Origin of the sequence: Dethiobacter alkaliphilus AHT 1 (assembly GCF_000174415.1) — a bacterium.
Classification (GTDB): Bacteria; Bacillota; Dethiobacteria; order Dethiobacterales; family Dethiobacteraceae; genus Dethiobacter; species Dethiobacter alkaliphilus.
Map to the genome: position 1 here is coordinate 372,024 of NZ_ACJM01000001.1, position 26,381 is coordinate 398,404.

Sequence of the window (26,381 nt, forward strand, 5' to 3'; positions counted from 1 at the left end):
CTAAAGAAATTAGTATATAATATCTTTAGATTGGTAAGGGGGATGGTTTCATGCCAAACATTAAATCCAGTACGGACTTAAGGAATAACTATAATGAAATTTCTACATTCTGCCGTGAAAGCAGGGAGCCTGTCTTTATTACGAAAAACGGACAGGGTGATTTGGCCGTTATGAGCATGGAGGTTTATGAGATGCTAATCGGTAAGCTTGAACTATACCGCCAGCTTGACGAGGGAAGGGCGGCGGTAGCAGAGGGCAGGAAGCGTCCGCTCGAAGATGTCATGAGAGACATCCGCCAGGAAATTAAAGATGGCAAGATATAAGGTTGACATATCTGAACCTGCTGAAAACGACCTTCGCGACATTGTTAGATATATCTCCGCGCAACTGTCTGCGCCTATGACGGCAATTAAGATGATGGATACCATGAACGAAGCGATAGCGGGACTTGCTCTTATGCCGCAAAAATGCTCTTTTGTGACGGATGAAAGACTTGCAATGTTAGGATATCGCAAGCTGCCCGTAAAGAACTATATTGTCTTTTTCACGATAAACGAAAAGTCAAAAGTCGTTGATGTGGAGAGAATCCTCTACACAAGACGCGACTGGCACCGTTTCCTCTAAATGTCTTTTCCGTCTGCGGCCACTTTGAATGTTGTCCCCAGGGATATTTTCTGACACCAGCGGTCCTACTATTTCGCGGAAATATTGCTTAAAAAACCCCAAAAATTTTTTTATAAAAACGCTTGCAATGAAAAAAATAATCTGCTACAATGTCACTAAGCACCATCCCTATAGTAAGTCAGGTTAAACATTTTTTGTAAGAGCGATTTCGTTTTTTGCAGGAAGTAGTTACCAGTCTTTTAAGTGGATCGTGTTTTTTTGTTTTCGGTTTAGTGTTTTAACAAGTAAGAAGAAGCAATTTGGTATTAAGAAGGTAAGAGGTTGGAAGTTAAAAAGTAAAAAGTAAAGAGTAAGAAGTAAGTGTAAAAGGTTAACAGTAAGAGTAAGTTAAGAGAAGTAAGCATTAAAAGTAAGATGGAGAAGTTAGTGAGAAGTAAAGATTAAAAGTAACAAGTAAAAGCAAGATGTAAGAAGTAAGGAAGTGCTTTAAGTATCTTTAAGAGGTTAATGTTAGTAGAAGTTTCTCGAGTGTGTTTGTCAAGTTGTTTGGTAAACCTATAGGGATGGTGCTACTTGTAAAAGAGGTCTGCATAGCTGCAGACCTCTTTTTATTTTCTTGGGAAAGGATGCATCAGGATTATGATGCATGAGTCCCCGACCGAAAAACAATCTGGATTCCGCATTATCCAAAAGCGACTTTGTTATCTTCAACAATCTAAACAAAATGCCCATACAAACTCATCCAGATTCTGAATTAGAAGATCCATTATGTAACACGGCAGTTCTATTACTGGTAGCGTCTTCGCTATTTTTATTTGAATTCTTCTTATCCCCAACTCCAAGACCCCCTATTAGTAGCAGGACCCATAAAATGGAGTTAGGAACCGTACTTCACTGCTGAAGACATGATTAATTCGGATTTTGGGAAATACTATGTTCAACGATCCAGCAGGAGGACTTATTGGTGAGAGACCGATTTACAAATGGATTCATCTCTGGTATTGTTGGTAGCTTAATTGGGGTTCCAATCAGTTTTATACTGCAAGCTTTGGGGTTTGCTGAGGTTCAAGCAGTAGATTTTACAGCTAAGCTGCTTTATGGCAGACCTGCTATGATGACCAGTGAGATTGTTTGGGCAACAATTATTGGCATAGGGTTTGCGGGAATATTTGGGGCATTATTTGCCTATTTAATCTTGGCCATTGATAGCAAATACTTGTATCTCAAAGGACTCCTTTACGGTCCCATAGTTTTTTATCTCTGGTACTCTTTTGTGCTTTTGACCATTGTTGGACAAGTGGAAGTTATAACATTGACTACATCAATTGCAAACACAGTTGCCAACATGATTTATGGATTAGTTTTGGCAGTAGCCTATAATTATCTTGATGAAAAGGAATTAATAGGTGAAGACAAAGCTCTGGAAACAGAAAAGGTCAAAATAAAAAAGCCGCTAATAACATCAAAAAAATATACTCTGCTTTCTGAACAAACTAAAGAATTACACCATCACCGTAAAACGAATATCTTCGGAAAAGCAGCAAACAAGCTTTTGAGAAGAAAAAAAATCTAACGACAATAAAGTCCCAGCCTGAGCTATGTATCAATACGTTAAATAGGTGGCTCCGGTAAAGTAAAATAGTGGCTTCCAAACATTAGTTCAATTGCTAAATTGGCACGGGCTTGCGGTTAATCTAGGGAACACTCCCAAACGAAAACAATTATATTATTTGTTACGGATGTTTAATTTTGCCGTAACAGATGCTCTGATTCAGCGTAAATGCCTGGTCTACAAATACAAAATATTATTAAACAAGCTAAGCATCATTTAGATATTCAAGCATTTTAGAAGTCATGAGACCAATGGCTTCTTTTTTTTATTTTATTACCATGCAAAGACGATAGTTCACATAAAACAACTAATAGTTAGGACCCAAGTCTCAGATTTTGTAATTTACTCCAATTTATGAAGGACATATGCATAAAGTAGGGAATTTGGAAGGGTAAAAGATAACTGGAGGTCATTTGGATGGGTTGGGTAGGAGCGTTAATCGTTATTGTTGTATTAGTTGTTGTTTTTGCAAAAAAGCCACCGGCGAAAGATTCAATTAGCGAGCACAGTGAAGTTTTACCTTATAAGAAAAAGGATTTTTTACTTTCCAAGGGAGATCGAGCTTTGTTTAATGCCCTGAATCAGTTATTGGGTAGCCGAGGGTATTATGTGTTTGCCAAGGTCAGGATGGGGGACATATTATATCTGCCCAATAATACAGAAAAGAGACAGACATATTGGAATAAAATTCAGGGAAAAAGCATTGATTTTTTGATATGTGACGCTACTTATCTGCGGCCTAGGTTTGCCATTGAGGCGGGGAACTCTGCAAATAATAAAAGTGACTTTGTAGAACAAGTCTTTGCTGCTGCTGGGGTACCATTAGTGCGGGTTCCCAAGCAGCAAACATACAGCCAGGAGAGTGTTGAACAAGCTTTAAGCCAAACATTGTCTCAGCTGGAAGCTGCGGCTACAAATGAGAGCAGTAGATAAGGGGCAGGATATACCCCTGAAAGAGTATAAAAAGAAGCAGTAAAATACACTGCTTCTTTTTGCACCCCGGCACTTTTAGCGGTGGATGTAAGCAATAGTATGGCTTCATTCCCTTACAAAACAGAGAGGGGAGGATTGCGATTGAATACTGACAATAACCTTATCTTGGTAAAAGGTGAGGACAAGACAGAACAGATAAGCAGATGTGAATATAAAAATGGTAAGTGGCAGATTCAATTTGGGGGAGGCAAAACCTTCTCTTATAGCTACAGCAATGTAGAGCGGTTCAATAATCCCGCTATACACGACCCAGCAGAAACTGTGGTCTATCATGGTGATGAACCATTATCCGGTGTACAAAAAATAATGGTCTTTAAGTACCATATTAGAATTTGTTTTGCAACCGGGTACAAAAAAGTGTATAGCAAAAATGAACTTAAGCTAGAACAAAGCTGCCTGAAAAATGCAGATGCACACAGCTGTTTTGTTTATCTAAAACAGTTGTCTGACAAAGTAGGTATCTCCAATGAAGAGGGCAAGAGCTTATTAAGTGAGCAATTTAAGAAACTAACCTGGGTAAGCCCAAGCAGCGTTTTAGCCAAATATCTTAATCCCACAAAACTGGATAAATCTGAAGCAGAGTTAATACCGATCTTTCCTTTTGGGTTTAACTTAAGTCAAAAAGAGGCCACCGACAACGCCCTGTCTCAACAAATTAGCGTTATTGAGGGTCCTCCCGGGACAGGGAAAACCCAAACTATTTTAAATATCATTGCCAATGCAGTGATAAATGAAAAAACAGTTGCCGTGGTGTCTAACAATAACTCAGCCACGTCAAATGTTTTAGAGAAACTGACCAAGTATGAAGTTGATTTAATAGCTGCCTATCTGGGAAATAAGGAAAACAAAGATAGGTTCCTGGCTGAGCAAACGCAGACTTATCCTGATATGACTGCCTGGGAGATGAGTTCCGATGATTATGATCAATTAAGGACTACCCTCCAAGAGAGAGGGCAGGAATTAAATGCCATGCTAGAGGCTAATAACAAGATGGCCGTTTTTAAGCAAGAACTATCCAGTCTGTCAGTAGAAAAGAAATATTTTGATACTTATTATAAAGAGACTAACGAAGATAGTAAGCCATATCGCTCTTTATATCGCCATAGCTCAGAAAAAGTAATGGCTCTATGGATTGATTATCAGCGAATCATTGCAGAAGACCGAGGAGTAACGGTTAAGGATAAACTCAAATATCTGCTTCGTTACGGCATCGTCAGCTTTTCGTTTTATAACAACACACATGATAAGATTATTGCTTTCTTCCAAAAGCAATATTACGAATATAGGATGACGGAATTAGAACAACAAATTAATAAACTCTCGGAGCAGCTGCAGAATTACCAGTTCGATAAAGCTATGAAAAAATACAGTGAAGATTCAATGAAGCTGTTTAAAGCAAAACTTGCGACTCGCTACATCACCTTTACCAGACCGAAATTCACAGATAAATCTCTCTGGCAGGATTTCCGTACTTTTAACAAAGAGTACCCGGTTATTTTAAGCACAACACATTCTTTACGCAGCTGTGCCAGTGCCAACTATCTGTTTGACTATGTGATTATGGATGAAGCATCACAAGTTGATATTGTTACAGGTGCTTTGGCGTTATCCTGTGCAAAAAACGCTGTCATTGTCGGTGACCTGAAACAATTACCCAATGTTGTGCCAGAGCAGGAAAAGGAAGAGACCACTCTAATCTTTAATAAATTTGATTTAAATAATGCCTATCACTATGCCAACAACAGCATTCTTTCTTCTGTAGTAAAACTGTTTGGCGATGTTCCTAAAACATTACTTAAGGAGCACTACCGCTGCCATCCTAAAATTATCGGTTTCTGTAATCAGAAATTCTACAACAATCAGCTCATCGCACTGACTGATGAAGCCGACCGTGATAGACCATTAGTTGCTTACAAAACGGTAAAGGGTAACCACGCCCGGGGTAAATACAATCAGCGTCAAATTGACGTGATTCTAGAAGAAATTCTCCCCAATCACGTTGATAAAAACAAAGAGCAATCCGTCGGGATTATCTCACCTTACCGCCTACAGACTGAAAAGCTTAAAGCGGCGGGCCTGGAAAACGTAGAAATAGATACAGTGCACAAGTACCAGGGCCGGGAAAAGGATATTATCATTCTCACAACAGTTGTCAATGAAGTTAATGAATTCGTAGACAATGCCAACTTAATAAACGTGGCCGTTTCCCGAGCAGTGGACAAGTTAATCCTGGTGGTATCGGACAACGAGAAAAACGATAATTCCAACATTGGTGATCTAATCAGATACATAGATTACAACAATTACGAGATCATCGACAGTGAGATATATTCGGTTTTTGATCTGCTTTACCAAAACTATTCTGAGAAACTATTAGCAAGCATGAAGCATCGCAAGAAAGTCTCACAATACGAATCGGAAAACCTAATCAACGCCGTAATAGAAAAAGTCCTGGACCTGCCAGAGTACCAAAACCTCTCCCATGTAATGCATCAACCATTAAAGATGCTCATTCGCAACGCCGAAAAACTTAACGATGACGAATGTAGATTTGCCATGAATGTCTTAACCCACACCGACTTTGTTATCTTCAACAAGCTAAACAAAATGCCCATCTTAGTAGTGGAAGTGGACGGCTACGCCTACCACGCCAATAACCCCAAACAGTTAGAACGTGACAAAATGAAAGACATCATCCTGGAAAAGTACAATATCCCCATCCTAAGACTAAAAACAAATGAAAGCGGAGAGGAAAGAAGGCTCCGTACTAAACTCAGCCAGATTCTGAATTAGAAAATTCATTATGCAACATTATTACTGGTAGCGTCTTCGCTATTATTTGAATTCTTCTTATCGCCAACACCAAGAACCCCTATTAGCAGCAGGACCCATAAAATGGAGTTAGGAACCGCATGAGTTAAAAACGAAGCCCATGTGGATTGCGTATGCTGGGCAATAAGTGGCGCTATTAACATACCGGGAAGCATCCCAATGAAATGCCACTTTAACACTGCATGAACCACCCATGCCCAAAGAAAACCATTAAATACCCAAGCCCAACCACCGAATATACCTTCCTGTAAAGGTAGCATATAGCCACGCCACATTATTTCTTCGCTAAACATTGCCAACAAGTGCAGGGGAATGAATACCACCAGCAGCTTCCAATTACCTTTCAACTGCGTCCCCAGAAAATCCTTAGGTGGGAAGGTGAATTCTTTTAAAGGATTAAAAGGTGCCGGCAAAAATTCAGGCGGTGCAAAAAACCTCTTTTTTGCAAAGTATTTTCCAATAGGCTTAAATAGCTCATCAAAGACAATGGTTAATATTATTGCAACACCAACCCAGATCCAGTCTCTTCCCTCAATAGGAGTAAAACGAAATCTTTCAGCTACACCACCAATTGTGCCCCCTTCCCTAATGATGTACAAGTACAAAGATAAGGGCAGCAGTGGAAAAACAGGCGCCCAAAGAAACATAAAGAACGCATTTAAAAGCGGCACGCCCCGTCTTAACAGTATTGGAACACCATAAAAGATACCCAGATATATAAGAAGCCCAGTAACCCCAAAAATAAACAGATGAATCCATAGTTCCATTCTTATTACCTCTTTCATTAATTGAGCTATAACATATTCTAAACTACTATACTGAACAAAAACAAAACAATAATCTTGAAAGCAGAGACTGGGACTAAAATGCAGGTGATACAAGTCACCTAACGAAAGGTGTCAGTGGGAGGACTACCTGAACGATTTCCCGGGCAAAATCTTGGAAAATTAAAATAATAATTGGCAATGTCCCCGGCTCAAATGCCGGTGACATTAACTTAGAGGATTTAATATCCATTTGAAGGAAATAGAAGTAAACATATGGAATTAAATCTAATTAATAGGGGCAGATAATCGGGGGGAAGAAGATGAAGATTACTATGGAAATGAGTAAAGGTGCCTATGAAGTGGCAAAAAAAGTGTATTCAGGACAATTGTCAAGAACTGAGGGAAAGGTTGAGATAAACAGGGTTACGTCTATGAATGAGGGTTCTGCACAGGCTTTCATTACTATATTTTTGGCTATGATGAATGGAGATGAATATAAAAGAGCCTTTAACAATGATACAAATAAATTTTTGCTTGAAAGTATTCGGCGGGATTATGGAGAGAAGTTCTTTGAAAATGCGTTAAACGCAGTTCAAAGACACATAGAGTACTACTCTACATTAGGAAAAGGGAATTTAACAGGTTTACAAGCAATTGTAGATCAAATGAGAAAGTAACTTTAATAGAACCGACAGGTATTTCTAGACGTATAATGGGAGCGTTGACCTATGCCTACGTTACGTAATATGATTGTTGAATTTAATGAAAGCCTTTACTGGGAGAAAAGAGCACAAGGATTATTGGTTGGTGAAGAAGAATTTTCCCTGCTCAATCAAGAGGAGATTAGCGAGATCCTCGATAAAAACATCATCAAGTCCACAAATAAGGATCTGCTAAACCCGCAAATCGCAGAGGCCATTGCAGCATCCTTTGAAAAGATTAAGAAAGTTGATCATAAGGTTTTAGCCAAGGAAGTCTACCAGGAGTTTGTAGATTATCTGGCAGGGAAATACGGCTTTAATATTGATATTAGTGATACCACCAGCACAATTATAGGGAGCCCGGAAGAGCGCTGGGTGTATCTGTTGCGGGAGACAGAGCGAAGTGAGCACGGCCAAGGAAGTATGAAGATCACAGAAATAGCAGATAAACTAGGTTGCAGCAAAAGATCCCTGGAATTAGATATCAAAAGAATTACCCTTACCGGCTTTAAACTCTTAGGACAAAATATTAAGTTAGTGGACGAGGAAAACAGCGTATTAAACATGCAGTCCACGCCACACCCCATCGTACTTATGCAAAATATCTCGCAGATCCTGGTCCTGCTTGAAGGCCTAAGAGCAATGGAAAAAGTCCAGGCATACAGCACCTTTGCCCACTACACTGCCATAAATATCTGGAACCAGTTGACGGAGTATGCACAAAACAAGATCTTAGATGCCTTAGAACTTATGGGCCAGGATGCAAATATAGATTGGTACTTAAATCTAAGCTCTGACAGCAACATGGTTAACCGCTTTTTATCAGAGACTAAAATGTCTGAGACCGACCCCATGAGCCAATTAATGTATCTGGCCAAAAACCAGATGCCCTTTAACCTGACTTACCAGGACGAAAAGGGCCAACAGGCCGAGCTGCAGGATTGTACAGTAAGCTTCTTTAACCCGGTAGCATCTGAGATAAGATTGTCCACCCCCCTTGGCGAACACCACTTGCGGGAAGTTAAAATATTAGAGATAGAGATATTAACATGAAGTGCGAAAAATTTTTCGCACTCCATTTTTTTTGCCATGCTATTATCTAACTAACCCGCAAGGGAAAACCAATAACCGGAGGGATAGCAATGTTAAAAGAATTCAAGCGCAACTTAAACGTTAATGAATTGGAAGGTTTCATGAACCAATTCAATCAGTCCTTAGATGAACTGGCCAGCGGTAAAGCAGAACATAAGCAGGTCCACCAGCTTATCCAATCATTACTTCATACACAAAATGAGGAAGGCTACTGGCCCCTGATCCCCAGCCCAAATGTAGACGGTGATATCAGAGTGGCCTACTGGTTTATGCCCACCTACATTGCCTCAGCCTTTCTCATGCACTACTACCTACAAGCCGATGCCAAGAACAAATCCCTGATTGAAGATGCTCTAATAAAAGGATTGCAGGCATCTACAAAAGGTAGCCTGAATGGGCACGGCCACGATGCTCTCCGCGGCAGAATCCAGGCAGTGGAAATATTTAAAAAGGGTAACGTGATAAAATTCCTAGAGCAATACCCCAATCTAGCCCCCGGTTTTACAACTCTTATATCTAAAATTGCAGAGGGTTTTAACAATGCTTTAATGTCAGGTGAAACCAGAGGCGACTGGGGCGAAGAATACCAGGAAGACATAAAAAAAGCGCTTGCCGGCTTTCACCTGCAAGAAGGTACACTAATCTTTGTCTATGGCACCCTCCTAAAAGGCCGCAGCAACCACAACCGGTTTTTATCCACCGCCAAATTCCTGGGTGAAGGTGTCATCAATGGATTCACGCTCCACCACCTGGGCTCTTATCCCGGCATTAAACGCAGCAAAAAAGGCCTTGTCAAAGGCGAAGTGTACAAAGTAGATGCCCAGACCCTTTCCCAGATCGATATGCTTGAGGGCGAAGGAAGCCTCTATCTTCGCCAAACCACAGACGTAATCTGCGGCACCCAGCAGTTCTACAATGTGAGCACCTACATCTACAACAATAGAGTCCCCAAAGACAGCACAATCCCCTTTGAAGCCCAAACCTGGGGCAAAGCCCCCGAGAAAGAATATGTTTGGTACGCCGGATTTGGCTCCAACCTCCTGTACGAACGCTTCATGACCTACATCGAAGGCGGCACCAGCCGTTTCAACAATAGAAGCTACCCCGGCTGCACAGACAAAACCCCTCCCAAAGCCAGTCTCCCCATCACAATCCCCTACAAAATGTATTTCGGAAACAACAGCGGCTCCTGGAACAATGGCGGCGTTTCCTTCCTTGATCTAAACACTAAAGCCGAAACCTTAGGCAGAATGTATCTGATTACAAAAGAGCAGCTGAGAGAAGTGGGTATCCAGGAAAGCAACCGCCCCAACTGGTATAACCAAGCGGTGGAACTGGGTGAGCACAAAGGAATAAAGATAGTAACATTAACAAACAGCGGAAAACGGCCACAAAATGCTCCCGCAGACAACTACCTGAACGTGTTAAAAATGGGGCTCAAAGAAACCTACCCCACCATGACTGATTTTGAGATAATGAAGTATTTAGTAGCATGCGGATCCCAATAACGAAGGTTGCGAGTCCATGTTAACCGAACTATAAAAAGCTGCTGCACTGCGATCACTCGTGGTGCAGCAGCTTCATTAGATTTTCAATGGAGGAGATATCAGTAATATATGGAATTAATACCATATATTAAATCTTACCCTGCTTCTTTAATAACCTATGCGTCCATTTTGCTGCCTCAAAATCACTCTCTAAATCAGGACCATACTCAGCCAATAAATCTTCAAAACTCCTGGAGGATTTCTCAACCGGAGTAAATACAGATGAACTAAACAATACCCCGGGAAACTCTTTAAGTTGCACCAGTGTAAACCAGTCAGCAGGCAAGGATGTATCAATGGTATAGATCTTGCCTTTCACTAGCAGATTGCGGGCATTTTCCTCCAGGTTATTAGCTGCGGAGCCTGTATGCCCATCATGCATAACTTTAGTTCCCTCTTCAGCATAGATATTTATTGCCGTTTCGCTGGCCATCTCCAAAATCTCATAGAGCACTCTTAACTTCCGCCGCAGCTCCCCTGGAATATTGTCTTTTATCCCGCTTTTGCCATCAGGATATTTCTTCAAAGTAGGGGAGGCTTTCTTCGCCTGAAAATACAGATGTACCAAATACCCGTAAACAAACGCTAAATCTTTTCTCTTCATCATAATACATACCCCCTAATTATTTTCTCTTACGCAGCTTCAGCTCTAACCTGGTGAACCTTTTTAAGCTCTCCCTCAACCAACTCCACAGCACTTAAACAACCTCCAAAATAACATCCGGTATCGATACCAATGCGCCCTTGATATACAAACGGCTGGCTCAAGCCGGTAATAAAAAGCGATGACGTATGCCCAAAGATAACCGGCTTTTCTTCAGCCACAGGATTCAAATAAAACTCCTCACGAATCCACAACAAATCATGATCTCGTTGCTCAGCCAACCGAACCCCTGACCGGATACCCGCATGAACATAAATGAAGTGCTCATCCTCAAAGTAAGTACGCAGGCTCTTAAAAAAGTCCAAATAGTTTACAAGGTTATCACCATTTCTGTGGAAGTCGTGAATAGTTTCATCACCACCGTTGTAAAAAAAGCTGCTGCCAGTGCCCTCACAATAATTAATCGCCATCTGTTCATGATTGCCCCTTAAAAGCACCACATGGTCCTTACCAAACTTCTGCTCAAGCTCCATAATCTTCTGTACCACCAGGTAGCTGTCAGGTCCCCGGTCAATATAATCACCCAACATAACTAAACGGTCACACCTCAGATCAAGCTCAATCACATCCAGCAGACTCTCCAGTTCCTTAAAAAAACCGTGTACATCACTAATCACAAATGTTTTCATTTGTTCATCCCCCTTGAGTGTGTTTTCTTGACTTAATTATAGAATCAACACAGAGAAACTACGATGAAGCCCAGCTTCATATTCAGATAAGGAGGGACAAGATGCAACTGCTTGATGCAATCACAAACACAGCCAATTTTTATCACCACACCCGCAAAACCAAAGAAGACTACGTCAACACAGTGACCCACTTCTTTGAGAACTACTACGGCGGCAAAGACAATCAAAACCCCACGATCTTAGATAAATCAATCCAGGACATAAAAAAAGACCAGAACAATTTTGCTCTGGACATCCAAGAAGGCTTAAAATCCTATCCCAACGATAAGTACACCCTGACCTGCAGGCTAGAGCAACTCATCTTCTACCTAAACCTCAAAAACAACTTCACTCTAACAGACACACTCCTTGAGAACTTCAAACACAAAGATAAAAACGAGCGCCTGCTAAAGATCCTAAAATACCTCCACACCGGTGAAAAAAGCCGCCAGGACATAGCCGAAAACTTCGGAATATCCGACAGGGCACTGGCAAGCGACCTAAAAACCCTCCAAGACGGCTTTGACTTTATGGGCAGTAACATGCAAATCCGCAAACTGGAGCGAGGAAAGAACACCTACACCTCCATGATCCACCCCATATTCCTGGCCCTAAACACCGAAGAAATCTACTCCATGACCGTAGGCTTAAAACTACTAAGCTACGGCACAGTCTTCGAAGAATCCATGAACCGCGTAGCCGATAAAATCTACAAACAGCTCTCCGACCACGCAACCCAAATAGCAGACAGCCACACCGACGGTGAAAAGGTAACCTTCAACGACGGCACTCTGGACTTCATCGGTACATACTCATTAATGCAACAAAGCAGAACGCCATTTGCCTACTACCTAAAAGAGCCTATACCCTGTAAGGTAACATACCTGCAAAACGGGAAAGAGGCTGAAGTAATTGGAACTCTTCATTTAGATGAGGGCGGATATGATAGGGTTGTTGTTCAAGCGGATGGTGTGGGTATAGATGTGTATATGGATGATGTAGTCAATATCTGTAGAGCAGCAGATCATTATCCGATGAAGTATAAAAATAAATGAAAGGAAATAGTAGGCAACATATGGAATTAATACCATAACTTATTTCTTGCGCTTATAAATTTCTGCATTTTTGTTCTGTTCTTTAACCTGACTAACTATATTGACATCATAAAAAAAAATTCTACATATACGTTTGCTTTTTATGATAAAAGGTGTGGACGGGTTACTCCAAAACCGACCTGGTTCGGGATTTCGTTGCTGGTAAAAACATAGCCTATTATTTGAATTATAGAACAAGGGGGAAACAAAGGTGCAGACTATTGATTCTTGGATTGTATTAGGTGGCAATCAGCTAGCAAAAAAGCTTGATAAATCAGCTTTTGTTTTTAGAAGTATTATAGTTCCTCTTGAAGTTCAAGACTTTTTTCACATTACACGAGCTAAAGCTAAGTACCCAAAGCACATTAAGTTAATGTTAAATAACACAGCCTTCGATGCTTTTTTAGAAATTTCTAATGGCACCGAAATCAGACTGTTTTGGTCCCTAAGTTTTGCTGATTTATTAAGAAAAAACTTTCCAAGCTTCTATAGCAATGCAGATAAAGGGAGAAAGATAGAAGGGCCATATATGATATTTTATAAAAGCGAAGATATTGATGCCTTTCAAGTTAGCTTTAAAGACGAGATAAAATCTTCCAACAATAGAGAAAAGTATACAATAAAAGCTGCACGCAAAGCATTGTGTCAGCAGTTACGTATAGAATACGGTTGGAAAGAATTAGAGTTGAATGATACATGGATAGAGTCACAAAGTATAAGAGTGGCTACACTTTTTTCTCGTGATGAAGGAAATCAGTGGACTTATGGATTGCCACATCATTATCTTTCTTGGGATATATATACTGCTTTTATTTTGGAGCATGAAAATGTTTATAATTATTTATTATTAAAGCCGGAAGAATTAAAAACTCTAGTGAAACGATGTAATGTTGGTTCCCGTTTTATTTTTACAATAGTCAAAGAAGAAAACACATATAGTTTTCAACAGTATCCAGAATTCAATATTAGTAATAAAGTCAAGAGTATTGATCCAAAACAGAGCAAAACAGATTTTAGTCAAGAAGCTAAGAGTGATTTTTCTGTGAAAAACCCGAGAATTGAAATAATACTAGACAATAAGGTTACAGAAAAAAAAGAAACGAGTAATGAGATACTAGATGAGGACAAAACCTTATCCATTAAACATTTCGACAAAATTGATAATGTTATTAGTAACTTAATAGATGATTTTAGTAATATGAAATCAGCTCTTAAAAAAGAAATTTCTGAAACACTTATGACTGATAATTTCGACCGAGCAAAATCATCAGTTAACCAAGTACAGTCAATAGATCTAATTTACTCTAAACTTCTGGAAGTTAATGATATGTGGAATAAATTAAAAAATAGTTAGGATTAATCTGTTAATTTGCAATGACAGAAATAGCTTGGTCTTATTACGGCTCTACTCTATTATGATACTCATTGACCTTGACCCAAAATACCTACGCTCGCAAGTGGAAGAATACCTGGGCCTTTCTTTGGGACTGACAAAACAAGGCATTCTAAAAGAATAGAACTTTACTTAAATATACTAAACACCCAATGAAAGACAGATATGATCAATCTCCCGGGAAAAAGGAGTGGTACTATGGGTAAGAGGACTACAGGGATTCACTTACGTGAAGTACTTAGCGAACAGCTTTCTACTGCTAAATCCTGGGGTCAAGGAATTATTGTGGATAGAAAATGGATTCACTTTGAAAATGGAGTAAAAGTGGTAGCATTGTTTTCAAGTTTTATTCCTGGCTCTTCGAAATGGTGGTACGGAATCTCAGAAAAAGATTATAGAAATGACCCCATTTATGTTGCTTTTATTATGCATGAAGAAAATAGAGACTCATATTTATTGCTTGAACCAAACGAGGTTAAAAATTTGCTTATGAGGTGTTCAATGGACAAGAAGAAAGAGAAAAAAATCAACTTAATAAAGCGAGATGAAAAAATATTTCTAAGGGAATTGCCCGAGCTTACAGTTGATGAAAATATTAAACCACTCAAAGTTAATTGTACTGATACAGAAAAATTTCAACCCATTGAAAACGAAAGAACAAGCATGCCATCGGAACAGAGTGAAGAAGACTCTTTTAACGATATTTTAAAAGATATTTTATATGAAGACAGTGCTTCTATTAATAACAACACTATCTCAACATTAATTAATAATCTCGAAATAGAAATAATAAAACGGTTCAAACTTGAAAAAGAAAAGGCCCTTTTAGCAAATTCAGAAGAAGATTATGATGAGCTTGATAGGTTAATACAAATATCAAAAAAACTTGCTGTAATGAAAAATAACGTAAATACTATCAAAAAGGACTGGGAGTTCGTTCTAAAAAATAACAAGCAAAAACAACCAAAGTGATTTGTAAAACAAGAGGTCTACATTTAGGTTTTTCTGCCGGGAGGTATATAAACGGTTTTGTCGAAATAGGTGATTGATTGTTTTGTAGAGTGTTTTTAAGAGACACGCTTGTGTCCAGAATAAACGTTATACTTAAATTAATTGCTTTACATATAGAGAGGAGAAATCCATGCAAATGTCTCAGCCTACAAGCAAATCTGCAAATAGTGTTACCTTCAAATTCGCAGGACATGAGACCTTTACTTTTCGGTACGGGTGGTTAAAAAAAGCTGTAGATGGTATAGGCTCAGATCCAAAAGTGTTTAAAAGGGATGATGCTATTGTTGAATTTGGTGTAGGAAAAAATATGGTGCAAAGTATTAAGTTTTGGGGGCTTGCTACTCAGGTTCTTGAAGAGGAGAACAAGGAACTTAAAGTATCAAATTTTGGTCATAAATTACTAAACCAATGGGATCCTTTTTTAGAGGATCCTGCTTCACTTTGGCTAACACATTGGTTGTTAGCAACAAACCCCTCTAGAGCAGCTGTTTGGTACTTGGCGTTTAATAAATACCCAAGACCAGATTTTACAAAAGATCAGATTCTTGAATTCATTGTAGATTATGCTGATCGCCACAGCATTAAAATTAAGGGAACAACAATTGGTCGTGATGTCGATTGTTTCATACGTACTTATTTGCCGGTGCAGAAAGCAAAGACGAGCGTTGAAGACAAGTTTAGTTGCCCGCTTAATGAGCTAGAATTGTTAAGTAAATTACGTGATAACGACAGTTATCAGTTTAACATTGGCCCTAAGCCATCATTGCCATCTGAAGTCATAGGATATGCTCTTTTAACTTACATAAAGTTAGAGCAAAGTAGGCGAAAGACAATTTCTATTAGTGATTGTTTGTACAGAGCAGGAAGTCCAGGACAAGTCTTTAAGTTGGATGAAAACTCTCTTGTCGAGTATGTAGAACAGTTGCAGAAATCTACTGCTGGAAGTATCGAATTAGATGAAACCGCGGGATTAAAGCAGGTTTATGCTAAAAATGAACTTGACCCCGAGTCACTTTTAGAAACTTACTATGGTTAAGGAGCTTGTTATGACTAATATAAACAATAGTGCTGTGAAGAATATGGAGCGACCAAAAAGGTTCTTTCGTTCAATTCGTTTAGACAGCGATATAAATGACATAAACAACCTTAGTGGTTATTCACTTACAAACCATGTCCTTTATGTGCTAGGACGCATTGAAGAGGGGGTAAATGATCACGCCAAAGAACGAGCATTTACATTAACCGGACCATACGGGAGCGGAAAGTCAGCGTTTGCTCTATTTCTATGTCATCTGTTAAACAATAAAAGTTACGATGGTTCGAATATAGCTTTTGATCTATTGAAAAATCAAGATTTACGGCTATCCGAAAACTACGCAAACACTCTTGATGGCAATGGTTTATACCCTGTTGTTCTAACATTGAGGAGAGCTCCTTTAAGTTATTCTATTTTAGAAGGGCTTGTTTTTGCTTTACACAAAGTTCGGCAGTCAAAGAGCGTGCGCAATCTTATTGTTGAAATTAAAAACGATTTATCGCACGCTAACCTTTCCGGCGAAATAATTAAAGCACGAATTGCTGCTTTCATTGATGTTTTGCCTAAGCATTACAAGGGAATGGTACTGGTTCTAGATGAACTAGGAAAAGCACTTGAATATGCTGCGCGTTATACCGGTGAAGATGTCTACTTACTACAAGAGTTAGCAGAGTTTGCTTCACGTAGTGGAGACAAACCATTTCTGTTGTTCGGAATCCTCCACCAGTCTTTCGAACAGTATGGAGAATATTTAGATCATGCTGCTCGTCAAGAGTGGGCGAAAATACAAGGAAGATTTTGCGACATTGCTTTCATAGAGCCACCAGAACAGCAAATTCGTTTAGCTGTCCAGGCCATTTCTTCTCTTGAAATAGATATACACGCGGATGAGAAAGAAAGAGCATCTAGTGTTTCACGTAAGTTGATCGAGAAGGGATATATACCCAGTGGATTAAAGCCAAGAGAAGTACAGGATATAGCGTCTAGTTCTTACCCATTGCATCTAACTGTTCTATTTGCGCTTCCACATCTTTTTAAGCGTTTTGCTCAAAATGAACGGTCTCTATTTGCGTACCTTTTAAGTAAGGAAACTTTTGGCTTGCAAGAACAGTTAGCTAAAAGCAGTGGAGACTTTATCCGTCTCCCGAATCTTTTTGATTACTTCCACGCTAATATTAGTAATAATATTACAAAACAAGCTTATAGCAGACGCTGGATTGAAGTAGCTGATGCTCTCGAGAGAACACCAGATTTAACCTCCGAAGAGGTGAGCGTGCTCAAGACAATCGGCTTGTTAGGTATTTTAGGTGAAATTAGCTTTATGAGTGCAACTCGTGAGTTTATCAGCATAGCTTTATCTGATGAGATTCAAGATAAAACTATTGAAGAATGTTTAGCATCACTTCAGAAAAGATCTTTAATTGTTTTTCGTCGCTATAATAACACATATAAAATATGGGAAGGTAGCGATGTAGATATTGAAGCACGCCTTGAAGATGGCCGTAGAAACACGCAGGGGTTACTTTTAGCTGATGACCTTCAAAAGTTTCTGCCTAAGCGTCCTTTGGTAGCAAGGAGACATAGCCACGAAAAAGGTGCTATGCGCTATTTCGAGCTTCGCTATATTGACTCAATGGTTCAAGCAAAGCATCTGTTACCTTCAGAGGGGATAGACGGTGTTATTGTTTGTTGTCTGCCAAGCATGCGTGATCAAATTGATACTTTTGTTAACTGGGTAAAGAATGAAGAGATTTGCCAGCTCAAAAATGTTTTGATAGTGGTTCCTCAACAAATAGGAACTTTGAGGGATGCTGCTTCTGAACTAAGAGCTATTCACTGGGTTTGGCAAAATACTCCTGAGCTGCGTGATGACCGTATCGCACGCCGTGAGCTAGCAGAACGTAATACTTTGATTGAACAAATGCTGACACAAGCAGTACAACATATTTTAGATCCTAGACCAGAGCCTAATGGCTCCAATGCTGCATGGTATTATATGGGCGAAATAGAGAAAGTGGAATCATTGCGTGGCATCTCAGAGTTACTATCACGAGTTATGGATAAAGTGTATAGCGATTCTCCCACCATAAAAAACGAGTTGATAAACAGACGCGGTATTTCAGCTGCTGCTGCCGCCGCTCGTCGTAACCTGGTAGAACGGATGCTCTCTAATGAAAATGAACTGTTACTAGGAATGGAAGGTTACCCCCCTGAACGTAGTATTTATGAATCAGTGTTAAAAGCATCTGGAATTCATCAACCTGGGGATCAATGCTGGAATCTTCCTTCTGCAAACGATTCTCTAAATCTATACCCAGCCTTTAAACGCATGGAAGAACTAGTTTTTAGTTCTTTAGATGAACCTTATTCTATAGAAAAGCTGCTAAAAGATCTGTCTGGCCCCCCAATCGGTGTTATGCCCGGCGTTTTCCCCGTTTTACTAGTAGCATTTATGTTATCTTTTCCTGATGAAATCAGTCTCTACCGCGAAGGTGTTTTTATCCCAGAACCTAATATAGCAGATTTTGAAGTGTTAATGCGTCGCCCCGAATTATATGCAGTTGCAGGTAGCCGTCTTGAGGGTGAGCGCATGTTGGTGGTTCAACGTATCGCTAATAGTCTTAGAGTTAGGCCGACAACTTTATCTGTCGCTCGGGCTTTGATAGGTATGCTCAAGTCGCTACCCGACCACGCTTGGCGTACTCGTAAGTTGCCCGGGGAGGTTTTAAAACTCCGCACCGCTATTGAGCAAGCACGCTCCCCTGAAAAACTACTTTTTGTCGATATCCCTGAAGCAGTAGGCGAAGAGCCTTTTACAGACCAGCCTGTGGATTCCAATGAGCACATCATTAGATTCTTCAATAAATTAAATGAAGCTATCACATCGTGGAGAGAAGTTACGGACACTCACATAGCTAAGGCAAGTAAAGAACTATTAGCGGCTTGCAACATGCCTGAAGGTGTAGAAGGTTGGAAGGCGCTAATTCAGACTGCGCACGATTTAAAATCTAAGCCAGTAAGCGATAAGTTGAATCCATTGATTACTCGTCTTACAACCCCAAATGAAATAAATGCTGTTGTTGAAAGTGTTCTTGCTCAAATAGCAAACAGACCTCCTCGTAGCTGGACTGACAAAGAGGTTGATGATTTCCCTGAACTAGCAAAGCAAATTGGTAACGAATTAATAACGTTTACTCAGAAATATGCAGTCTTAACAGATGATGAAGAAGCTGCATGTGAAAAGCTGATAGATCAACTGAAAACAAACCTAAGAGAAGATTCATCTCCTCAAATTATTAGAGTGGCGCTCTCTCGTTTATTGCAAGAGTATTGATTATCCCAAAGGAGTAGATTATGAGTACACAAAAAGAACGACATATTTTGTCCCTATCCGGCGGAAAAGACAGCACTGCATTAGCTATCTATATGCAGGGGAAAATACCAAATGTAGAGTACATTTTCTGTGATACAGGTGAAGAGCTTCCCGAAACATATGAGTACCTAGAGAAGCTAGAAGCCTTTTTAGGTCAGCAAATTTTTAGACTTAATCCGGATAGGCCATTTACGCATTATCTTGATATATATAGGGGAGTTCTTCCAGATGCTAGAACAAGATGGTGCACTAGAATGCTTAAAATTAAGCCTTTTGAAGACTATGTAGGTACTGATAAAGTGGTAAGTTATATTGCAATTAGAGCTGATGAAGAGCATCGAAAAGGCTATATTTCAACTAAACCAAATATAGAACCGCGATACCCTTTTATTGAAGATGGCTTAAATAAAGAAGATGTTATACAAATTTTAGAAGAAAGCGGGCTTGGAATACCTGAGTATTATAAATGGAGATCACGGTCAGGATGCTATTTTTGTTTCTTCCAACAGAAAATAGAGTGGGTAGGTTTATTAGAAAAGCACCCCGATCTTTTTGAAAAAGCAGCTGCATTTGAGAAAGATAATCCAGAAAATGGTGAGCGCCGCTTTACTTGGATTGAAAGAGAGAGTTTATATGAGTTAGCTGACCCATCCAGAGTATCTCAAATTAAGCAAAATTCTTTGGCTAAGAAAGCAAATAGTTGCGAGACAAAGCCTCAGAAATTACTAGACCTTTTTGACGATGATGAGGATGATTCTTCTTGTCTAATTTGTCATCTTTAGGAAACAGAGATGATCGGGGGATTCTAAAATGTCGGTTAGTATTAACAAGGCTAAAGAGGTTATTGATAAGATTAAATCTATGAGGAAAGGGGGTATTGTGAGCCCTCATAAATATATCATGCTTTTATCAATAATAAGAATTTTGGATGAAAACCCTAACCATGAAAATCGTTTTTCTTTCGACGAAATAGAGCCAGTATTTTTATCTCTTTTTAATAATCATTTTGAATCTATGCCAGAGTATACAAAAATGCTGGAGCATCCTTTTTATTATTTGCAAGGCGATGGCTTTTGGAGTCTCAAAGTTTTGCCAAGTCAAGAGCATCGTTTTCATCACTATAAAAATGATAAGAAACGGTTTACTAAAAATAGAATAAAAGAAACAGTGGAGTACGGCTATTTTGTTACTGATATTTTTGAACTGCTGAAAAAAAAAGAGGTGAGGTCATTTTTAAATATGGAAATCCAAAATAAGTTAAAGCACAGCATCAAAAACGAGAGATATGATAACTTAGAAACTATCAATAATGCTGACGTCTTAAAAGAGGAAAAAAGTTTATTTAAACATGAGCAAACCGCAATTGACATTATAAGAAACACAATAGAAAAAAATAATTATGGCAAAATAATTAGTAACCTACTACTTTTCGATAAACAATCTAACAATTATTTAGAATACGATGTAGTATTAGTTACTCAATTCGGTGTATTTGTTGTTGAACTTAAGCATTGGTCTGGACACATCGAAATAGCCCCTTACAATTGGGTAGTAAATCATTATAGTTATCGCAACGATCCGCATAAAATTAACAGCTTTAAGAGCAAAGTATTAAAAGGTATTTACCAAAATGAATTTAGAACATATCCAAGTATGTATGTGCAATCTGTAGTTGTATTAACCAATCCTGAAGCTACTGTAGAAGGTTATACGACCCCAAAGGCAGCAGTTGAGGAGAAGAATCATAATCCCTCTTTTGCATCTATCCAAGATTTTATTGATTATATAAAAAAGAGCAACGAAACCAAGAAAAAAGTATTAAATGAGCAACAAGTAGACAATATAGTCAATTATTTTAAAACTCTTAACCAACCTAAGAGAGATATTAAATATACAGTTCCTGGCTATGAGACGCTTGAATATATTTCGCAAAGGCAGGATTGCATTGAATTAATAGCTCGCCCTGTTGAAAATAAAGTAAATGGCCTAAATAGATTTCGTATATTTAGACCACCCCTAAACGCTTCTCCAGAAGAGAAAGAGCGTTTTAAAAAGCGTGCTTATAACACCATGAGCAGTATTTCACAAATAGGTGAACATCCTAATATTTTGAAGGTATGGGTTATTAAAAACGAAGAGGGAGATATCGTTGAAGGGTCAGAGTGGTCTGAGACTGGCACCCTACGGGATATTATCAACAATTCATCCCAGGCACCTGATGTTGAAAAATCTCTGCAGATATGTCTTTCTATTACCAGGGCGCTGAATACAGCACATGAATCAGGAGTAATACATCGGAATCTCCGCCCTGAAAATGTTTTGATGTTCAATGATATCCCTAAACTAATAAACTTTGATTTAGCCTATCAGATTGAGGATAACCGCGTAACGGTAATCGCAGATGCTAGCCGATTAAAAGATGACGGGTATATTGCCCCAGAAATTTTGTCAGGGCAGGATATAGATGAGAGCACTGATTATTTCAATTTAGGCATTATTGCTTATGAACTATATACAGGTCGTAAACCCTTTTCAAGCATCAGAGCATTTAATTCGCAGGGAGGTATTTTAAGCGAGGAAGCTTCGCGTATCCTCGCTAATTCAGATGCTCCAGAGAATGTTAAATCTGTTATTAAGCAACTCCTCATTGCTGATCGTAGTAAAAGATTAAAGGATGCAAATGTAATTTTTTCTGCTTTCGGTTTTGAAAAAGACAGTCAAGGTTTATCAATAAGCTCGGGGAATTTAGAATTAAAACCATATGAGCAATATGATCTTTATGAGATCATTGAGAAAATAGGGGAAGGGGGAGAGGCGCAGATATATAAAGCAAAAACCCTTCAATTTAACCCAAACATTGGTGAAGATGAAGAAAAAATTGTTGCTCTGAAAGTTTTTAACAAAGAAGTTGCTAGAGAAAAAATATATAGGGAATATGGGATAACTAAAGCTATTGAATCAGCATATACCGTCCGGTGTGAAAGATTAGGTTACAAAAAAAATGACCGTTATTTTCTCGTCCTTGATTATCTTGAAGGCAAAACTTTGCGGGATTATATTAACAATGGAGTTAACCCAAGCCAGGATGAATTTTTGAAAGTTGCTTATGGAATAATGGATGCAATAAAAGCATTCCACAATTACAAGGTAGATGAGGAAACTCCCAAACCATACCTGCATAATGATATCAAGCCAGATAATATAGTTATTTTGCCAGACGGCAAGCCAGTTTTAATCGATTTTGGCATTGCAGGGGAGCCTAGGATTGACTCCTTCCAGGGAACGAGTGATTATATACCGCCGGATAGTATTCTTGGAGTAGATATGAAGTTTTCTCAAGATGGAGATCTCTATTCGTTGGGAGTAACATTATGGGAGTGGGTTTTTGGTGAGAAGCCATATGATAATCCTGTTATTGGAGCAATACCTGCTTTTCCAAAAGAAGCACCCTTTAAGCTTTCCGAGCACTTAAAAAGTTGGTTTTTAAAAGCAGTAGCATCTGAGGCTAATACCCGTTTCAAGAACATTGAAGAAATGGAGTCAGCTTTTAAACCGAGTGATAAAGTCAAAGACCATGAATTTGACAAAGAAAAAGCAGATGAATCTGAGCCTCATATAGAAGAACAGGTAGATGCTCTTGATGAAGATAGCTTAACAGTTAAAGGTGATTACGAAAATGACTTTGTTTTTTACCTAAATTCTTTGTCTAATGTTTCTGCAGGAAACGAAAATGCTACAGCTGAGTCGCAAGCTCTAAGCAAGTATTTTTCCAAAATAGCAGTGCGTAGCTCTTTAACGGAGTATATTCATAATGTCCTTCTTTCTGAAAAACGTAATGTTATTTTGACCGGTAATGCAGGTGACGGAAAAACCACTATCGCCTCACAAATCAGGGATAAAATACAAAGCGATAAACAACCACTTGCAGATATTGAAGAGCTTAATGAAGTGAATTTAATTATTGTTAAAGATATGAGTGAACTGAACACACAAAGAAGATTAGATATAGTGTATCAGTCTATAAATGACACTGAAAATAGGTATTTGTTTATATCAAATTCAGGCACTCTACTAGATACTTTTTCTCAACTGGGAAAAAAAGGGGTTAAGGTTCAACAAGAAACTGTATTAAAAGCTCTCTCAAGTAGTGAACCATCAAGATTGTTGGATGGCCAGTTTGAAGTTATCAACATAGGGAGTATAAATAGTATTAATACAGCTTGTGAAGTATTTAAGCGTATGATAGCCAACGAAAATTGGAAAAAGTGCGCCCAATGCTCTTTAAATACTGATTGCCCGATGCATTTTAATGTATCGTTATTACAAGCAAAAGAAGAAATAGTTACTGAGCGTATAGCATTAATCTATAGGCGACTATATGAGTATTATGTTCGATTAACAATGAGACAAATGGTTGGGCATTTAGCTTATTCAATAACTGGAGGTCTTACTTGCACGGAAATAGCTTCAATGTCTAAAATTGAATTGAAGCAGTCTACCTCTAAATTTTTATTCTCCAACCTATTTTTCGGTGATGATGGTCAAGATGCTTCTCCGATTGCTCAGCAGTTGCTGCCCGTTAGACACGTGCAATCAGTAGGTTTTGGCTCTTTCTTAGATCCTTTATATGAAAGAAAAATTTGGATTAATCAAAACAAGGATGCACTCATAAAGGAGAAACTTACTGAACAATTCCTTGAAAGATTGTCATATCTGTTTGATAATGTGGAAACGAATAGCTCGCGACGACAGGTAAGACGATTATTATACTTTTATGGTTCTATGACAGAAAAGAAAGGACGTCATTTTCTGTCAGTATTTCTGCGATCTCCAATGTTAGAAAAGTATGTAGAATATACTGGTAAAAATACCAAAATAGCTTCATTGGAAGAAAAAAAATACCGCATGAGAATACTTCAGGTCTTTCAGGAATTCATCACCAATGTTAGATTACCACAAGGGAAATGGGAGAAAAAAACAGACAATTTATATGTTACTTTAAATAGAGCAGGTTTTGCAGCAGGAACACAGATTGTATTAGCTGATTTTAGACTATCTGATTTCACATTAAGAGTGAAAACTAAATATCAGGTTGCTGAAGAAAAAAATAATATTCTAACTTTAAGTTATAAAGACAATAATGTTAATTTAGATTTAGATCTGCCGTTCCTTGATTATGTAGCAAGAAGATATCAGGGTGAGATTGCTGAAGAACTGTCATCGTACTATTCAGACAGGCTTAATAAATTTAAGGTCAATTTGCTAAACATAGCAGATAAAAACATAGATGCGAATAATCTTAGCCTTTTAAACATTGGTAATGATAGAGATTTTAGGATGATAAGTATAAGCATTGAGGACGGTGAACTGGAGGTAATACAATGAGTGACAGATTGCCCTTAAAATTTCCCAAGAATAACGAATCAAATGAATCTAACCCGGCAATAAGGCTTTTTGGTAATAGATTTTATAACGGCCAGACAATACCTGAGTTTTTAAATGAATTCTTAGGACTAATTTATAGTGAAAAAAATGTTGGCAATGTTTCATTCAATACTCCATTTGCTAAGTTTGAAGATTTGAAATATCTAAATGACTTTCAATTAAGTTACAATATGCCAGTAAAATTAAACTTAAAGCTTTTTAGCTTTCTCGGAAATTCACGTATTGATTCCAGACATAAAAGTCACGAAGAGCAGTTTAGTAGGTTAGCGAAACGACTCAAGGAAAAAATTAGATCAGACGATGATACTATTGATGAAATCGTAGGCCAACTAGAAGTATTATTAAGGAGTTTCCTTGGGACAGGGTTTTCTAGGGACTGGTGTGCAAAAAACTTTTTCCCTTTGAGCAAGTCACTTTTAACACGGGAAACAATCTGGAGTTCATCGAAAGCCAAAAATGAAGATCTAACATGGATTGATAGTATACTCAGATTTAACAACTATTACGTTTGGTCAAAGAGAAATTTTATGGCCAGGGGAGGAGAGTTGTTATATCTTCAGCTATGTAATGCCTTTATTCAAGATGATTTAGTTTTAAATGAATATAGAACTAGTTCTTGTGTTGCGCTTGAGGATAACAAGCCTATAAATGAATTATACAGATCCCTACAAAATGGATTTGAAAATATGCACAGTAGCTATCTAACCCCTTTTGATAAACTGATTGATTTTATAGAGATGCTAGATCCTGAAACTCATAGTTTATCAAATGAGAGAGCAGGATTACAAGTATGCGAATGGTGCCCTCAAGAAAGTTGGCAGGAAGGGTATTTGTTTGCTATTGAGTTGGATAGAATTCTCCATGCAACCTTAGATCCTGTTGACAGGTTGGAGATGTTGATGACAGGGTGTGTTTTGCAAGTGCTAAGGAGTTTGTGTGCACAGAGTGTTAGGTATGCAGGGGAGGTTTCAGAGTTAGGTTCCGGTGGGTCTCTTGGTTATTCTTGGATTTTTTCACATCCACAAGTTTCGGAGAGAGGACAGCGGATAGCTTCACAACGGAGCCTGGTTGCTGTTCAGGGTCTAATTCAAAAAGCCCTGAGGTATGAAGCATTAGTGGAGAATGCAAAAGAAGGGCCTAAGGGAGCAGATAAATACTATAAGGAAGCTGATTCCAAATACGGGCATAAGCTTTTTGTTTCTCTTGGAAAAAAGATGGGAATTATAGTGCCATATACAGGCAGGGGTGCACGTTTTATTCTGACGGATAAAGTTATTCGTTATCTAGTGCTTACTGTCTTGCCTCCAGGAAGCAAATGTACCTATGATGAATTTTTAAGAAGGATTTATAATCATTTTGGGATTGCGGTTGAAGGTGAGCAGCTTTATGATGCTATGTTGTGGACAGGGCTTCCTGGTTTGGAAACTAGTTCGTCATGGCTAACGGAAATGTTACGAGCAGGAGGATTTTTAACAGAGCTGTCTGATGCATGTTCAATTGTAAATAATCCCTTTGGCGAGGAGTAATGA

The 26,381-nt window shown here is 38.7% G+C and carries 19 protein-coding genes; 16 read left to right on the forward strand and 3 right to left on the reverse strand.

Going from position 1 to position 26,381, the window contains the following annotated elements:
- The first annotated feature begins 50 nt into the window (after positions 1-50).
- From DEALDRAFT_RS01860 to DEALDRAFT_RS01880, 5 genes are all read left to right on the forward strand, one after another.
- Positions 51-323 (forward strand): type II toxin-antitoxin system Phd/YefM family antitoxin, encoded by a 273-nt coding sequence (locus DEALDRAFT_RS01860; RefSeq protein WP_008514306.1) that lies wholly within the window; start codon positions 51-53, stop codon positions 321-323.
- Positions 310-624, forward strand: a complete 315-nt coding sequence (locus DEALDRAFT_RS01865) for a type II toxin-antitoxin system RelE/ParE family toxin (RefSeq protein ID WP_008514308.1) — start codon at positions 310-312, stop codon at positions 622-624. Before DEALDRAFT_RS01860 ends, DEALDRAFT_RS01865 begins: the two co-directional genes overlap by 14 nt.
- A gap of 964 nt (positions 625-1,588) precedes the next feature.
- The gene (locus tag DEALDRAFT_RS01870; RefSeq protein WP_040378262.1) at positions 1,589-2,197 is read left to right on the forward strand and encodes a DUF6789 family protein; all 609 of its coding nucleotides are present in this window, start codon (positions 1,589-1,591) and stop codon (positions 2,195-2,197) included.
- A gap of 456 nt (positions 2,198-2,653) precedes the next feature.
- Positions 2,654-3,169: a DUF2726 domain-containing protein gene (locus tag DEALDRAFT_RS01875; protein WP_008514312.1), complete on the forward strand. Its 516-nt coding sequence runs from the start codon at positions 2,654-2,656 to the stop codon at positions 3,167-3,169.
- A 141-nt stretch (positions 3,170-3,310) separates the two neighbouring features.
- Entirely contained in the window at positions 3,311-6,022 is a 2,712-nt protein-coding gene (locus tag DEALDRAFT_RS01880; RefSeq protein ID WP_008514313.1) for an AAA domain-containing protein, read from the forward strand.
- An 8-nt stretch (positions 6,023-6,030) separates the two neighbouring features.
- Here the strand turns inward: DEALDRAFT_RS01880 and DEALDRAFT_RS01885 are convergent, their stop codons facing one another.
- The gene (locus DEALDRAFT_RS01885; RefSeq protein WP_008514315.1) at positions 6,031-6,828 is read right to left on the reverse strand and encodes a CPBP family intramembrane glutamic endopeptidase; all 798 of its coding nucleotides are present in this window, start codon (positions 6,826-6,828) and stop codon (positions 6,031-6,033) included.
- A 320-nt stretch (positions 6,829-7,148) separates the two neighbouring features.
- Here DEALDRAFT_RS01885 and DEALDRAFT_RS01890 point away from each other — a divergent pair, with 320 nt between their 5' ends.
- The 3 genes from DEALDRAFT_RS01890 to DEALDRAFT_RS15755 all read left to right on the forward strand — a co-directional run bounded on the left by DEALDRAFT_RS01890 (position 7,149) and on the right by DEALDRAFT_RS15755 (position 10,129).
- On the forward strand, positions 7,149-7,505 hold the full coding sequence (locus DEALDRAFT_RS01890; protein ID WP_008514317.1) for a hypothetical protein: 357 nt from the start codon (positions 7,149-7,151) through the stop codon (positions 7,503-7,505).
- A 51-nt stretch (positions 7,506-7,556) separates the two neighbouring features.
- Entirely contained in the window at positions 7,557-8,582 is a 1,026-nt protein-coding gene (locus tag DEALDRAFT_RS01895) for a hypothetical protein (RefSeq protein WP_008514318.1), read from the forward strand.
- Between the two features lie 89 nt (positions 8,583-8,671).
- On the forward strand, positions 8,672-10,129 hold the full coding sequence (locus DEALDRAFT_RS15755) for a gamma-glutamylcyclotransferase family protein (protein ID WP_008514320.1): 1,458 nt from the start codon (positions 8,672-8,674) through the stop codon (positions 10,127-10,129).
- A 127-nt stretch (positions 10,130-10,256) separates the two neighbouring features.
- Here the strand turns inward: DEALDRAFT_RS15755 and DEALDRAFT_RS01910 are convergent, their stop codons facing one another.
- Both DEALDRAFT_RS01910 and DEALDRAFT_RS01915 read right to left on the reverse strand, forming a co-directional pair.
- A complete protein-coding gene (locus DEALDRAFT_RS01910; protein ID WP_008514322.1) occupies positions 10,257-10,775 on the reverse strand; it encodes a hypothetical protein in 519 nt (172 codons plus the stop codon).
- Positions 10,776-10,801: 26 nt separating this feature from the next.
- Positions 10,802-11,461 carry a metallophosphoesterase family protein gene (locus tag DEALDRAFT_RS01915; protein ID WP_008514323.1) on the reverse strand — a complete coding sequence of 220 codons (660 nt, stop codon included), beginning with the start codon at positions 11,459-11,461 and terminating at the stop codon, positions 10,802-10,804.
- A gap of 101 nt (positions 11,462-11,562) precedes the next feature.
- On the opposite strand from DEALDRAFT_RS01915, the gene DEALDRAFT_RS01920 reads away from it, so the two are divergent.
- From DEALDRAFT_RS01920 to DEALDRAFT_RS01955, 8 genes are all read left to right on the forward strand, one after another.
- A complete protein-coding gene (locus DEALDRAFT_RS01920; RefSeq protein ID WP_008514326.1) occupies positions 11,563-12,555 on the forward strand; it encodes a hypothetical protein in 993 nt (330 codons plus the stop codon).
- A 250-nt stretch (positions 12,556-12,805) separates the two neighbouring features.
- Positions 12,806-13,948, forward strand: a complete 1,143-nt coding sequence (locus DEALDRAFT_RS01925) for a hypothetical protein (RefSeq protein ID WP_008514328.1) — start codon at positions 12,806-12,808, stop codon at positions 13,946-13,948.
- 237 nt (positions 13,949-14,185) lie between these two features.
- Positions 14,186-14,959, forward strand: coding sequence for a hypothetical protein (locus DEALDRAFT_RS01930; RefSeq protein WP_008514329.1), 774 nt, complete (start codon positions 14,186-14,188; stop codon positions 14,957-14,959).
- A 169-nt stretch (positions 14,960-15,128) separates the two neighbouring features.
- On the forward strand, positions 15,129-16,034 hold the full coding sequence (locus DEALDRAFT_RS01935) for a DUF4007 family protein (protein WP_008514331.1): 906 nt from the start codon (positions 15,129-15,131) through the stop codon (positions 16,032-16,034).
- 10 nt (positions 16,035-16,044) lie between these two features.
- The gene (locus DEALDRAFT_RS01940) at positions 16,045-19,368 is read left to right on the forward strand and encodes a hypothetical protein (RefSeq protein WP_008514333.1); all 3,324 of its coding nucleotides are present in this window, start codon (positions 16,045-16,047) and stop codon (positions 19,366-19,368) included.
- Between the two features lie 20 nt (positions 19,369-19,388).
- Positions 19,389-20,189 (forward strand): phosphoadenosine phosphosulfate reductase domain-containing protein, encoded by an 801-nt coding sequence (locus DEALDRAFT_RS01945; RefSeq protein ID WP_008514335.1) that lies wholly within the window; start codon positions 19,389-19,391, stop codon positions 20,187-20,189.
- 28 nt (positions 20,190-20,217) lie between these two features.
- Positions 20,218-24,792 (forward strand): protein kinase domain-containing protein, encoded by a 4,575-nt coding sequence (locus DEALDRAFT_RS01950; protein ID WP_008514337.1) that lies wholly within the window; start codon positions 20,218-20,220, stop codon positions 24,790-24,792.
- Positions 24,789-26,378: a hypothetical protein gene (locus DEALDRAFT_RS01955; protein WP_008514339.1), complete on the forward strand. Its 1,590-nt coding sequence runs from the start codon at positions 24,789-24,791 to the stop codon at positions 26,376-26,378. The genes DEALDRAFT_RS01950 and DEALDRAFT_RS01955 overlap by 4 nt, the downstream gene beginning before the upstream one ends.
- Positions 26,379-26,381: the final 3 nt, after the last annotated feature.

Bases quoted from the DNA above. Each gene is read 5' to 3' on its own strand.
- DEALDRAFT_RS01860 (WP_008514306.1), top strand. From the start codon at position 51: ATGCCAAACATTAAATCCAGTACGGACTTAAGGAATAACTATAATGAA.
- DEALDRAFT_RS01865 (WP_008514308.1), top strand. From the start codon at position 310: ATGGCAAGATATAAGGTTGACATATCTGAACCTGCTGAAAACGACCTT.
- DEALDRAFT_RS01875 (WP_008514312.1), top strand. From the start codon at position 2,654: ATGGGTTGGGTAGGAGCGTTAATCGTTATTGTTGTATTAGTTGTTGTT.
- DEALDRAFT_RS01885 (WP_008514315.1), bottom strand. From the start codon at position 6,828: ATGGAACTATGGATTCATCTGTTTATTTTTGGGGTTACTGGGCTTCTT.
- DEALDRAFT_RS01890 (WP_008514317.1), top strand. From the start codon at position 7,149: ATGAAGATTACTATGGAAATGAGTAAAGGTGCCTATGAAGTGGCAAAA.
- DEALDRAFT_RS01895 (WP_008514318.1), top strand. From the start codon at position 7,557: ATGCCTACGTTACGTAATATGATTGTTGAATTTAATGAAAGCCTTTAC.
- DEALDRAFT_RS15755 (WP_008514320.1), top strand. From the start codon at position 8,672: ATGTTAAAAGAATTCAAGCGCAACTTAAACGTTAATGAATTGGAAGGT.
- DEALDRAFT_RS01910 (WP_008514322.1), bottom strand. From the start codon at position 10,775: ATGATGAAGAGAAAAGATTTAGCGTTTGTTTACGGGTATTTGGTACAT.
- DEALDRAFT_RS01915 (WP_008514323.1), bottom strand. From the start codon at position 11,461: ATGAAAACATTTGTGATTAGTGATGTACACGGTTTTTTTAAGGAACTG.
- DEALDRAFT_RS01920 (WP_008514326.1), top strand. From the start codon at position 11,563: ATGCAACTGCTTGATGCAATCACAAACACAGCCAATTTTTATCACCAC.
- DEALDRAFT_RS01930 (WP_008514329.1), top strand. From the start codon at position 14,186: ATGGGTAAGAGGACTACAGGGATTCACTTACGTGAAGTACTTAGCGAA.
- DEALDRAFT_RS01935 (WP_008514331.1), top strand. From the start codon at position 15,129: ATGCAAATGTCTCAGCCTACAAGCAAATCTGCAAATAGTGTTACCTTC.
- DEALDRAFT_RS01940 (WP_008514333.1), top strand. From the start codon at position 16,045: ATGACTAATATAAACAATAGTGCTGTGAAGAATATGGAGCGACCAAAA.
- DEALDRAFT_RS01945 (WP_008514335.1), top strand. From the start codon at position 19,389: ATGAGTACACAAAAAGAACGACATATTTTGTCCCTATCCGGCGGAAAA.
- DEALDRAFT_RS01950 (WP_008514337.1), top strand. From the start codon at position 20,218: ATGTCGGTTAGTATTAACAAGGCTAAAGAGGTTATTGATAAGATTAAA.
- DEALDRAFT_RS01955 (WP_008514339.1), top strand. From the start codon at position 24,789: ATGAGTGACAGATTGCCCTTAAAATTTCCCAAGAATAACGAATCAAAT.